Origin of the sequence: Geobacter pickeringii, from assembly GCF_000817955.1 — a bacterium.
Taxonomy (GTDB): Bacteria; Desulfobacterota; Desulfuromonadia; order Geobacterales; family Geobacteraceae; genus Geobacter; species Geobacter pickeringii.
The window spans coordinates 2,006,466-2,019,206 of sequence record NZ_CP009788.1; the positions used below are offsets into that span (position 1 = coordinate 2,006,466).

The 12,741-nt window shown below is 51.1% G+C and carries 12 protein-coding genes; all 12 read right to left on the bottom strand.

Annotation, left to right across the window (positions count from 1 at the left end):
• Positions 1–2: 2 nt before the first annotated feature.
• Positions 3–1,043 carry a glycosyltransferase gene (locus tag GPICK_RS17020; protein WP_084201393.1) on the bottom strand — a complete coding sequence of 347 codons (1,041 nt, stop codon included), beginning with the start codon at positions 1,041–1,043 and terminating at the stop codon, positions 3–5.
• Positions 1,033–2,199, bottom strand: a complete 1,167-nt coding sequence (locus tag GPICK_RS17025) for an O-antigen ligase family protein (protein WP_236685516.1) — start codon at positions 2,197–2,199, stop codon at positions 1,033–1,035. The genes GPICK_RS17020 and GPICK_RS17025 overlap by 11 nt, the downstream gene beginning before the upstream one ends.
• Positions 2,200–2,306: 107 nt before the next feature.
• Positions 2,307–3,818: an oligosaccharide flippase family protein gene (locus GPICK_RS17030; RefSeq protein WP_084201395.1), complete on the bottom strand. Its 1,512-nt coding sequence runs from the start codon at positions 3,816–3,818 to the stop codon at positions 2,307–2,309.
• 24 nt (positions 3,819–3,842) lie between these two features.
• Positions 3,843–4,739, bottom strand: a complete 897-nt coding sequence (locus GPICK_RS09030) for a glycosyltransferase family 2 protein (protein WP_039742415.1) — start codon at positions 4,737–4,739, stop codon at positions 3,843–3,845.
• Entirely contained in the window at positions 4,736–5,785 is a 1,050-nt protein-coding gene (locus GPICK_RS09035) for a polysaccharide deacetylase family protein (protein ID WP_039742418.1), read from the bottom strand. The genes GPICK_RS09030 and GPICK_RS09035 overlap by 4 nt, the downstream gene beginning before the upstream one ends.
• Positions 5,786–5,800: 15 nt before the next feature.
• Entirely contained in the window at positions 5,801–6,799 is a 999-nt protein-coding gene (locus GPICK_RS16680) for a GNAT family N-acetyltransferase (RefSeq protein WP_158414168.1), read from the bottom strand.
• Positions 6,796–7,890, bottom strand: a complete 1,095-nt coding sequence (locus tag GPICK_RS09050; protein ID WP_039742427.1) for a glycosyltransferase — start codon at positions 7,888–7,890, stop codon at positions 6,796–6,798. Before GPICK_RS09050 ends, GPICK_RS16680 begins: the two co-directional genes overlap by 4 nt.
• A 3-nt stretch (positions 7,891–7,893) precedes the next feature.
• Positions 7,894–9,048 carry a glycosyltransferase gene (locus GPICK_RS09055; protein WP_052263375.1) on the bottom strand — a complete coding sequence of 385 codons (1,155 nt, stop codon included), beginning with the start codon at positions 9,046–9,048 and terminating at the stop codon, positions 7,894–7,896.
• Position 9,049: 1 nt separating this feature from the next.
• A complete protein-coding gene (locus tag GPICK_RS09060; protein ID WP_039742430.1) occupies positions 9,050–10,192 on the bottom strand; it encodes a glycosyltransferase family 2 protein in 1,143 nt (380 codons plus the stop codon).
• A gap of 1 nt (position 10,193) precedes the next feature.
• The gene (locus GPICK_RS09065) at positions 10,194–10,868 is read right to left on the bottom strand and encodes an exosortase C-terminal domain/associated protein EpsI (RefSeq protein WP_052263376.1); all 675 of its coding nucleotides are present in this window, start codon (positions 10,866–10,868) and stop codon (positions 10,194–10,196) included.
• On the bottom strand, positions 10,841–11,728 hold the full coding sequence (gene xrt / locus GPICK_RS09070) for an exosortase (RefSeq protein WP_039742433.1): 888 nt from the start codon (positions 11,726–11,728) through the stop codon (positions 10,841–10,843). The genes GPICK_RS09065 and xrt overlap by 28 nt, the downstream gene beginning before the upstream one ends.
• Positions 11,725–12,732: a polysaccharide deacetylase family protein gene (locus GPICK_RS09075; protein ID WP_039742436.1), complete on the bottom strand. Its 1,008-nt coding sequence runs from the start codon at positions 12,730–12,732 to the stop codon at positions 11,725–11,727. Before GPICK_RS09075 ends, xrt begins: the two co-directional genes overlap by 4 nt.
• Positions 12,733–12,741 lie beyond the last annotated feature (9 nt).

The window sequence follows — 12,741 nt, forward strand, 5'->3', positions numbered from 1 at the left end:
TGCTATTTTTTACGCTCTATAATATTTTTAATAAAATTTGTCATTTTAATTATAAAATATGCTATTTTGATAAAATTATTACATATAAGCACATACACATACTTATTAACTCCAAAAAGTTGTGGAGTGTTATATACGCCTAATGTATTATATATATTAATAATATTTCGTGCATATTCGTTAAATATAATTCTTTCTTCAACTGTTTGATGTTTTACAGTTGTTAAATATAACATTCTATTAAATATTCCATCTAAAGCTATTAACTTACAATCTGTTAAATTATTGTTTAATTTTACGTTGGACTCAAACTCTTCAATAATATAGCTATATATCTTTAACACATGTCTAAATTTTTCTACATTCATTGTATTTGTTATTGAAATTGGGTTATCGAAATAGTGATAATAATAATAGTCATCAATATAATGAATATGCGGTTTTAGTCCAAGCAACATCAAGTCAAAATATATATCTTCATGAGTAACACCAACAGGAAACCTAAGTTGTCCAATAAAGCTGCGCTTATAAATTCTCAACCAAACCATATGCTTAGAGAAGTTACGTTTAATATCCGAGTAGCTAAACTCGAATACTTGACAACTACTTGCTTTCATACCATGTTCAAATCTACCAATAATATCTCCATCTGAATTTACAATATTAGCATTAAAATAAAAGTAATCGACATTACTATGGTCGAGCATACTCAATATATTATGTACACAGTTTTTGGTTATATAATCATCACTATCAATAAACCATACATATTTACCGTTCGCAATATTTAATCCATAATTTCTAGCATCAGACACTCCGCCATTATTCTTAAACAATGTTGTAATATTTTTAGAAAATTTATATTCATATTGTTTTATTATCTCTTTACTATTATCAGTACTACCATCATCAACAACAATAACCTCTACGCCTTCAACATTGTCATTAAACTGCATCAAGATACTATCCAAACATCTATTCAGAAAACACTCTCTATTGTATACTGTAACAATAATACTTAACAAAACCTCATTATCTAACATAAGTTTGTTCCTTACTAAAGGCTTGCTCTTCACTTACACCATATTCACTCGAACTTAACAATCTACACACAGCTGCCATACCGCCATAAAGATACCACTCCCAGCTAGATAGACCAAAACATGACAAACTGTATACCAAGTCCATAATTACCCATGTCAATATAGCTAAATTTAATCTATGCAAAAAAGTTCCCTTATCGCAGCACTTTATTGATGTCAGTAAATACTTAACTATAGTTATTATATACAACATAAATATTATAAATCCTACAATTCCTACTTCTTGCAAAGCTTCTACATACATATTGTGGGTTAGCTGTCTTCTACCTATATAATTTGCATTAACTTCCTTGCTTGTTCCTATGCCGTATCCGAATATTCCATTCACATTAAATACTGTACTAAAAGTTTTTTCCAATCCATTTATTCTTCCATTGACAGTATCAGCACCAATAGCGTTGTTATCTATAATTGAAAGATATCGTTGGGACAACCCAGTTGTTAAATAACCAGATAATATGTATCCAAAAAATATAATAGTGAAAATTGCGATTAAAAGCCCTCTTTTTTTATGAGAACTAAGTACCGCAATAGTCAATATTACTATCAATAAGATTATTAATCCTGTCCTAGATCCGCTTAATATCAATCCATAAGAAAGCAATGGCAAAATCGAAAGCGAACAAATTTTTAACAAATTATTACTTTTCAAACCAAGATAATAAATAAATGGTATTGTTCCAACAATAACCCATGCATATGGGTTGGCGCTGACGACATCATGCGGAGCACCTGCGAGTCGCATAAGAACATTTCCACTACTCCCACTATAAGCTTTCTCTGGCAAATATCCTTCGGTCATATATAGATACACAGGTTCAATTCCTCTGTATATTTGACAAAATACAAATATAAGCACAAATAACTTTAATTTCTTTTCTGTATTTACAAATATAACCACAAATAAATAAAATAGCGCTACCTTTACAAACAATTCAAAACCATTCTTCAACACAGATCCAGGCCATCTTACCAATGGTATTGTCAACACACAATATACAGAAAACATTATTAATATATTGTTTAATGTTTTTTGTTCATCTATTATTTTAGAATTATTTTGTTGTGACAATGCAAAAAAAACCAATATCATCATTAACAACATATCAAATCTGATTTGTCCCAAACTTGGAATTCGTGAGGTTAGGTGCAAAAAATAACTCACGACATATATTAAAAATATTTGGTATCCCATATGTATCCCTATCTAGCCATGGCCTTATCCAGCTTATAACGCAAATAATTTTTTTCATCTTTATTAAAAGAAAAGAAAATAAATAGTAAAGCATACACACATATCCCACAACTCACTATATATGCAATATCTGCATAACACGTTATTTTATATGAGTTAACTATAGTTTTTAAATATAAAAACAAAACAAAATTTGGCAATAACATTGGTAAATATATTGTTTTAGTATATTCAATAATTGTTACTTTTAACACTTTGCTAGTGTACCATATTTCTACTGGTTTAACTGAAACAGATGTTATCAAAAAAGCAGAAGCAACTCCTTCATAGGAAAAATTTCTAACAAATATTAAACTTAGTACTATAACCATTACAGCTGTCACACCTCTTGTAATTATTAAAAAACGTATCTTATTTATTCCGGTCAGCAACTGACTTAACAATGGATTCATAAGATAAAAAATATTACCTATAGCCAACAAAATCAACACCTTTTGACTTTTTTCAGCGTATACTTGTCCCATCCAAATTTTAAGAAAAGGATTTCCTAAAATACTTATCCCAATTATTAATGGGTATGTGACCCCAATTATATATTTTGTGGATGCCAAATACATTCTTCTCATAGCATTAACATCTCGTAGTGCATACAATTGACTAAATGTTGGCATAAACACATTTGTAATTGTATTAGACATATCGTTTAAATAGCTTATCAAGCGCTTTGGTATCGAATAAAATGGTATCATTGCTGGGTTACAATATATTCCTATTATCAAACTACTGGAATTAGATATTGCTGTTGTTGACAATGCAGTCACAAATGATTTTCCACCAAAATTCAACAATTTTTTTAACATTGGAATTGATATATATCTTGCTTTCCATCTAATTCCTCCATATTTATCAGTTAAAAGCAGTATTAAATATATTAAGTATTTAACAGTTACACCTATGGCATTTCCTAACGCTAATGTTACTAAGCCATGACCATTTTTTAACAACACATAGACTATGCTATTTCCTATTAAAGTATTAATTATAGTAATATTGTTATACAAATTATATCTTTGGTATCCTGCATGTACACATTCTGCGATCAACCCTGGAAACTGAACAAACAATTGACATCCTATTATTACTAAAAAATACAAATATTTAACACTTTCTTTATTATTTTCTGACAATATATTTGGGTTTATCACTCCCCACACAACTAAAATCAAACACCCAAATATTCCGATTAGCAGGCTAAATGTAATAGCAGTGCTGAACAATTCATTAATTGATTTTTTGTCACCAACTGCTTCATATTTTGCTACATACCTAACTACTGCAGGCCTCATTCCTATGTCTAGCAGTCCCATATATCCAACTAATGCAAATACTATTTCCCATAAACCGTAATCATAATTACCCAATGCTTTTACTATTACAGGTGTCATTATAAAAGAACATACTACCTTAACGACCATTGTTAAGATATTTGAACTTGAATTTATTATTAGTTTCTTTAACATGAATTTCTCACTTATATTAATTGTTTACTTTAATTTCATAACAATTTTACTAATAAGTTGCCTTGCAAATAAAGCCCATGCCCTATGATTGACTGGATCATAAAAAATACTTTTAATAACGCCTGCTAGCTGTGGATGCTTGCCACGGCTCCAACTCGTTTCCGACCTCCAGAGATAGAATCTGCTCCACGCCTGTTTCCGTGCCCTTTCCGTAACGGCCGTCGGAAATCTGCGAAAAAACTGAGTCAGAATACGGTAATTGGCATCAAGAACGTTCTCTTCCTGGGCGGAGAGGCGGTCGCCTTCATAGCAGTACCAGGTAACTTCGCGGGGATGATAAAGAAACCGGTATCGCGTCGCGAAGCGCAACCAGAGATCATAGTCCTCGGCGTATCTCAGCCGTTCGTCGAACCCCCCCATTTCTTCAAAGCACTTCTTCCGCACCAGAACCGTATTGTTGGTAATAAAATTGGTTCGCAACAACTCGCTGAGGATAACCCCCGACAGACGGCCCACATCTTTCTTCGTTATGCGGGTACCGGCTTCGTCAACCGGAATGATTTCACTGTACAGAATGTCGCTTTCTTCATTCTCTTCCCAGAAGGCTATCTGAGTTTCAAGCTTGTCAACCTGCCAGTAGTTGTCCGAGTCGAGAAAGGCGATGAAGTCTCCCTTTGCCTGACTGATCCCGCGGTTTCGTGCTGCGCTCTGTCCTTGGTTTGTCTGGAAGGTATAGCGAAATCTCGGATCACTCCGGAGCGCTTCGAGACTGTCGCCCGTACCGTCTGTGGAGCCATCATCAATTACGAGCAGTTCTAGCCGGTCGTAAGTCTGGTCAAGCACGCTCTTTATAGCCCGAGCGACAAGGGTCTTGCGATTGTACGTGGGTATGACAACGCTAACGAGAGGCTTACCATTCATCGCCGTTCTCCTCGCCGAAGGCTCAGGGCTTCACCGCCATACAACTTCCACAGAAAGTCGCTCCGGCTGCCATCGCCCCCCATCCGGGGTACCAGATACGGATCCCAGGCGGTGAGGTCGGTTCCAAAGACCGCTCCGCGATAGCCATGACATTTGACGGCTTCTATCACGCCGACCGTGACGTCACCCGGCCTGCTGTTCGGATAGCAGAAGGTTTTGACCTCCGCCTGGATACGCCCTTGGATGATGTCACGCGCACTTCCGATCTCATCGTGCAGCCTCACCTGCGGGATTTTGGACAGAATCGGATGATTCAGCGTATGGGAGCCGATTTCAATCCCGTAGGAATGCATATCCCGCAGTTCCCCCCAACTCACGGCGCCGTATTCGTGGGGGGGGGTCTTCGGCAGCTCCACTGCCAGCGACGAGATAACGCCGTCGATGAAGCGATGCTTCATCTCGTCGTCAAGGGTTATGCAGTGGTCGCTTAGCATCTGCCACGCAGCCGCACGGTGACGGTCGTCATCCAGCCTGAACACGTGGGCTTTGCCGTTCATTTCCACTGGCAGTTCTTTCAAATGCGATCTCCAGAGGGCATACTCGATGCGGTCGGGCCAGAGCCAGCATTTCCTGTCGACAAAATTGACCGTAACGAAGAACGTGGCTCTCAGGCCGCGTTTCACGAGTTCCGGGTACGCACAGGTATAGAAGTCCCGATAGCCGTCATCGATTGTCAGGATCACAGTGTTGGTGGGCCACTCCCCATGGCGGGCAAAATGGTCGAGACACTCTCCAAGCGTAATTACGGTGAAACGATCCGCAATCCGATCCAGCTGCCATCCGAATTCATCGGCGCTCAGACAGCGGTACCGCCTCACGCCTGACGGCGCAAAGCGGTGATACATGAACACCTTGGGAAACCCACCCGCCACCAGGTTGAGGATGTTCAGGGCAATACTGGAGTGCGCCACCAGCCCCTTGATTCCCACCTTGAGTTGGCGGCTGAAGCTGGCCCGACTCCCATTATTGAAAGCGTTCACCGGCATTCGATCGAATTCTCCTCAGAGATACTCAACATCCCCGTCTCCATGAACAAAGTGGATGCCCGGCCAGGTGGGGGTGCCTGCCCCGGAGGTGCCCGGACGGTAACTGAAATGGGGCGTTTCCGCGCGCTTCAGGAACATGGCGCGGGACGCCGCGCTCCGCAACTTCTCCGACGTTCCCCAGAGGATGAGCTTCACCGCTCCCGCCGTGCGGGCAAAACACTTGGCGAACCTCAATGTCCGCGCCGGCTCATCCTGGCGGCTCCCGTCCCAGGAGATGTCGACTATCCGCGCCGTCATTCCCTCGATCCGGAGCACCAGAAAAGAGATCATGCGCCCGTCCAGCAAACGGCAAAACAGCTGGTAGCGGCGATGGGGAATCTGGTGATACCGCCACGCAAGATACGAAACATCGCGAACCGGACCGGGGAGCGTACCGAAACATGCGGGAGCGTTGAACGGCGCTTCAAAATGCTCGACCGGCGCAAAATCGGCAAAATCAGCGAAGACCGCCGGCTGCCGCGGTTCAGACTGACGCCATGAACAGCCCGCCTTGGCCGCCACCCACCTCAGGGGCGACAGCAGGCAGGTCATATAGGTGTTCGGTACGATCTCCCGGTATCCCATCCCCAGCAGCTGGCGATACATCGCGGGGGCCGTCCCCTTCGAGAAATGGAGCGCCCCGTCTTCGGCCGCCATGTCGTAGAGTCGCCGGATGACCCCTTTGCCGCGCCAGTGGGGCGCCGTCATGGAATTGGTCGCGAAATACGCCGGTTCGTCACCGCGGTCAGTTCTCAGGACAAACGGCATCCGCACCGTCATGGCAACGAGTTCGCCGTCGGACTCGGCAGTGAGCATGCGAATCTCCCGGCTGCGGGGGTTCTGCAAGAATTCCCACTCCCACCGGTTGCGGATGGCGGCGGAATCGCCATAGACCAGTTCGAAGAGCCGAAATATCGGGGTCGGTTCCTCCTTCAACGGATCGAATGTCCGGTATCTGACCGTTTCTGTTGTCACTGGTTCACCACCAACGATTCATAGTAATCGCTCTGTCGCGCCACCATGACATGCATGGCGAAATTGCGGCGAATCTTCTCGGCGTTGACCGCGCCCATGGCCTTACGCCGCTCGCCGTCGGCCAGGAGCAGGCTGATCTTTGCCGCCAGTTCGTCCGGGCAGGCCGGCGGGACAAGGAAGCCGTTGACCCCCTCCTCCACCAGCTCGGGGTTCCCACCGACATTGGTGGTGACGACCGGCACCCCGCACGCCATGTATTCGATGATGGCGTTGCAGAACCCTTCTGTCTCCGAGGTGATGACCCCCACGTCAAAGGAGCGGATGAACCCGAAGGGATTGTCCACCCTGCCGCTGAAGAAGATGCTTCCGTTGAGTCCGCGAGCGCGAGCGAGCGCTGTCAGCTCCTCCCGCTGTGGCCCGTCGCCAACGATGAGAAACCGCGTATCGGGCTGGTTGCGATAAATGATGGCCGCCGCCTCGACAAAGTCCTCTACCCGCTTCACCGACCGGTTCATGTTGGCAACGATGCCGACCACCCTCCCCCCGGAGGCAAAGGGGTTCTGCACCGGTATCTGCGCCACTCCGTCCACCTTGAAGCCGTTGTAGATCACCTCGATCTTGCCGGGGTCGATGCCGTCTTCGTGGACGAAATGCTCCTTCACCGCCGCGGAGTTGGCGATAAATCCGTCGAAGAACGGATAGGCCAGGCGCATCTTCCGGCTCTCCGACGGAGAGCGCCAGAAGCCGAGGTCGCGGAAGGAGCCGACGAGCTTCACCTTGTGGAACGGCTTGATCATCGCGGCAAGGAGGAACGGGTCCTGGAAGAAGGTCTGGATGACCTGAACCTGGTGCCGAATGATGAATGCAGAGAGCTTCTTGGCCACGGCAAACGAACGCGGGCTGGCGAAGCTGGTGAAGTCGAGGCAGAGCTTCGGGATGTCGAGCTCGTCGTAGAGCGCGGCGGAGCTCTTCAGGGTGCAAAGGACCGGCTGGACGCGGTTCCGGTCGAGATGCCGAATCAGCTCGAACAGCTGCTTTTCGGTCCCTCCGTAATGGAGGTTGTCGATCATGTACAGAACGTTTACCGCCATAATTCACCCCTCGCCCGTTGTGACACGCGGAAGAGATTCGGGCAGCACCTCGTGATAGATCGAGAGATATTTTTCCGCCATCCTCCTGCTCGAATACTCCACCCGGACAAGATCCATGGCCACCGCTGCCTTCTCTTTCGCCCGGTGCTGATTGGTCACCGTATCGATCAGTGCAGCGGCGAGAGCCGCGGCATTCCCCGGCGGGACGAGGGTTCCGGCGCGCCCGCGGTCCAGCACCCGGGGGATTCCCCCCACGGCGCTCGCCACCACCGGGACGCCGGCCTGCATCGCCTCCAGCAGAACCATCGGAAGGCCTTCGGTCAAGGAAGGCATGGCAAGGATGCTGAACAGACCAAGATAGTTCCGTGCATCGGCCACGTAGCCAGGCATGAGAACCCGATCGGCGATCCCGAGGGAGCCGATCTTCGCTTCAAGCGCCGGCCGCAGCCCCCCCTCCCCCAGGATCACCAGCCGGACGTCGTCACGCGTACTCATCAGGGAGAAAGTGGCATCGATCAGGACATCGAACCCCTTCTCCCGGGAAAGCCTGCCAATGGCGCCGATGACGAAACCGCCGCCGCAGAAGGAGACAATGGCGGAATCCAGTGGCCCGCCGAACCGCTCGGCAACCGAGTTTTCGACGGGGACGCCGTTTTCGACCACGCTCAGATGGGCCTCCAGCTTTTTGATCCGCGGATGTTCCACCATGGCCTCGTTCACGACCACGACCCGGTCGGCGAAGCGGAGGCTCACCCCGTCGAGCCACTCGTAGAGCATCATCCGGCTCGCCCCCCCTGTCCAGGTCCAGCCGTGGATGGTGGAGACGAGGGGAAGCCGCCGCAGCCGCACCGGCATGAAGCCGAACAGGATATTCCCCTTGTATCCGTGGGAATGGATCAGATCCATCCCCTCCTGCCGGGCAAAGAGCAGGATGGCTTGGGCGCCGGCGAGGTTCGGACCGGCCTTCATGCGAAACTCCCGCACGCTTAGTCCACGGCGCCGCGCCTCAGCTTCCAGGGGCTTCTCAGCCTCTTCCTGCTCCCCGATGCTGGCGAGCACCGGCGCAAGCCCCATCCGCTCCTGTTCCTCCATGAGCGAGAGGAGCACCATCTCGGCACCGTAGAGCCCGCCGCTGTCGATAATGTGCAGGATTCTCATCTCATCCCTTCCGCGGGGTCCAGATCACCTGCTTTTCCCCCCTCAGGAACTTGCCGAAGGCATGCGCCGCGGCGACATTGAGCAGAACGAAGTAGCGGGCGAAGGTTAATGCGCGGCAGCCGGCGCCGCCACTCTCCAGAAGAGGCATGGCCAGCGCCGACAGGTAGGCGACGTTCTGCAGAACGAAAAACGCCTGGTAGCCATGCCCTTTCCCCCACAACAGCAGGTTTGCCAGATACGCGACGGCAAGGAAGACGAAGCAGAGGTAGCGCAGCACCTTGTGGGACCAGAGTTGCCAGGCGAACAGGGAGCGGCGCCAGGGAACCAGGAGGTGCCTCATATCGTAGAGCCCCCACAGGCTGCGGAGGGATACCCGAACCCGCATCCGGTATTCGTCCCGCGCCTCCTTGAGGGCGGATTCCCACAGCAGGGCCTCCGGTTCGTAGACGACGCGGTACCCCTGGCTGACAACCGCGAGCGGCAGGACGAAATCGGGGAGCTGGTCGGCAGCCATGGGGCGGTAGAGTGTTGTGCGCACCGCGTCGATGCCGCCGTCCACGCCGACGACGGAGCCGATGCGGGTCTCCATGGCCCGCAGGGCGTTTTCGTAACGCATGTAGGCGCTGCATCCCTGGCCGATCGGGGTTCCGTCCGGGTTGGCGTAAATCATCCTGCCGGTGACGTATCCGACCGTCCCGTCGGCAAAATTCGCCACCAACCGCCGCACGGCATCGGGGGCGTAGAGGGAATTGGCGTCGGAGAAGACGATGATCTCACCCCGGGCACGGGGGATGGCACGGTTGAGGGCACTGGTCTTTCCGGCGCGCGGCTCCTGCCGCAGCAACCTGACGCGCCCGCTGCCGCACCCCGCCACGATCTCGTCGGTGTGGTCAGTGGAGCCGTCGGAGATGACGAGAATGTCGAGCAACTCCGCCGGATAGTCGAGGGCAAGCTTGTTGGCAACGGTGGCCCCGATGGCCTCCTCCTCGTTGTAAGCCGCGATGACGACGGTCACGGCCGGCAGTTGCGGCTCTTTTCTCACCGGCCGACTGCGCACAAGGCCAAGCGCCGCCGCAGCCAGGGGATACCCGGCGTAGACGTAGGCGACCAGGATCAGTGAGATGTAGAAAAGCGCCTCAGCCATTTCAGGACCTTTCGCTTCCGGGCTTCCCGACAACATACCCGCGAAATGCCGGATAGAAGGAGTCGATGAAGGCAAAGATCCGCTTCCGGCCGGCCTCGGGCGATTCATCGCCGAGGCTGGTGCTGATCCTCACGAATGCGTTGTCCTCGCCGGCGCCGACAAACCGGTCGCGCACCATGGCAACCTTCTGGCCCAAGGTAGAGGAAGAAGTGACGCCGTTGGTCTGGAACCAGTAGACAATAAGCTCACGCTCTCCCTGCCGCTCGGCGATCATGGACGAGTAGCTGATGGTGGAACTGGCCTTGCCCCCGAGCGAATATTCGCCCCGTATCCGCTCGCCGATGCGCCACCCCTGTCCGGTGAAGCAGACCAGCGGGTCGTGGGCCGCCCCCACCTTGCCGGCCGTGCGATAGTAGCCGACGTAGAGCGTCACCTGACCGCTCTCGTTGCGATAGCTCTGGAAGATATGGTCGTCCAGTTTCAAGGCATCGGTGACGGTATCACCAAGAAACTGACTGCCGGCGCTGCTCCAGCCGTCGAGCCGCTCGAACGCCACCTGGAGCGGGGCTTTCGTAATCACTGCCGCGCTTCTGGCCGCCGGCCCGTAGGCCAGAAACGCCGTGGCCGCCAGAAGGACGGAGAGGATGATCAGGCGTTTGGTGCTGAGCGTTCGCATAGCGAAAGTCCTTTCCGGATCGCCACGAAGAGCACGAAGGCGATCCCGAAGAGCACGATGCCCAAGACGGTGTGGGGTGTTCCCTCGGCAAGGTCGAGCCCAAGAAAATGAAACGCCGCAATGATGGTGAAGACCCGCAGAACGTTGATCGCCACGGCAATGGGAATGGCCGAGACGAACAGCACGCCGCGCGGCAGTGAGGAGCGAAGACCGAAGTACGCCAGGAGTGCTCCGAGGGTCAACAGGGCCATGATGGACCTCATGCCGCTGCACGCCTGCACCACCTGGAAAACACCCTGAGTGTGGTGGATGACGTTTCCTTCCCGGTAGACCGGTATCCCCGCAAGCGACGCCATCTCCACCGCAACCTTTGAGACGAACAACTGCAGGGGGGTCGTGAGAGCGGCGTAGATCTGGGCGGGGACCGGAATCATGAACAGCAGGAGGAACAGGGGGAAGAGAAGCTGCCGGAGCATCCCGAAACCGAAGAGGAACAGGACTGCTCCCCAGACCGTAACGATCAGGGAGAGTGACGAGAGGGTGAGAATCCCCCCCACCTGCGCGAACAGGAAGGCGCAGAGCGAGAGCACCACCAGGAGCAACCCCGTCCAGGAGCCGGAAACCGGCTGGCGGCCCAGTTCATCTCTCTTCAGCCAGGTGATATACAGCGCGAGTGGAACGATGAGGAAACCGTGGGAATAGTCGTCGGAAGCCGCCCAGCTCTGTATGAGCCCCGCCATGACGGGATAATAGGCCGCAGAGAACGTCACGGCGAATATGCCGAGGAAGATGTAAAGCCGAAGCGATCCCTCCCCGCCGGTCCGTTCGTTGCCGCTGATCGTGCAGTCGTTCAGGCTCATGGTTTGGCGCACCTCCGGGGGGACTGCCGCGAGGCTCCCCGCAATAGCCTCCAGATAAGGCCGTTATGGCTGTCGTACCCACCCACGAGGAGTCGCGGAATCCCCATGACATCGGTACAGGAGCTCACCCTGCCGAACGATGTCGTGAATCCGAAGCGGTATCCCGCCTCGCGGCTGATCCTCTTGACGCGCTCATCGCAGTTCCCGTTGGGATAGCTGACGTGGATGACGGCGTCTCCGGTCACCTCCTCAAGTATCTTCCGGGAGGTTCTGAGGTCATCGGCAAGCGCCTCGTCGGGCAGGGTGGTCAGGATCCGGTGCCGGTGGGAATGGGAGCCGAAATAGCAGAGTCCGCTGCGGTGCATTTCGGCAATCTGCTCCGGGCTGATCGGAAGACAGGACCGCGCGTCGGTGCACGGGCTGAAGGCCCGTGTCAGCCACTGGGCGACGGCTTCGGCAAAGTCAATGTCATCCCGCACGGTGTGGCATTTGATATCTTCGAGCAGCGTCTGGATATCATCCCAGCGTTCACAATCCGCACGGGAGGAAAAGTGATAGTTTCCAAGGCCGAGATGGCTGAGGTCCAGCGCCTCGATCCTCGCCTCCTGGATGTAGCTGATGATGATGTCGAACCAGAACGGCTGCCCGGTCTGCATGTTCCAGGTCGAGATGAAAAAAAGTGCGGGAACCTGGAGTTTCCTGATGACGGGGTACGCAAACCGGTAGGTGCTGCTGTAGCCGTCGTCAAAGGTCAGGAGCAGATTGAGCCGATTCCGTGAGAGGCGGTCGGGATCGAAGAGATCCGCCGGGGTTATGAAATTGACCACATCCTTGAGCAGGGAGATCTGCTTGTCGAATGCACCTTCATTCACCCGCAGCCACGATGAAAACCCCTCTCCATCGGAGATGTCGTGATACGAGATGACGGCAACGGGGAGCGAGGCGTCCCGAGAGAATGCCGCGTAGAGAGCATTGCCGAGTATGTTCCTGATCACCGTGCCCATCCACCCTCC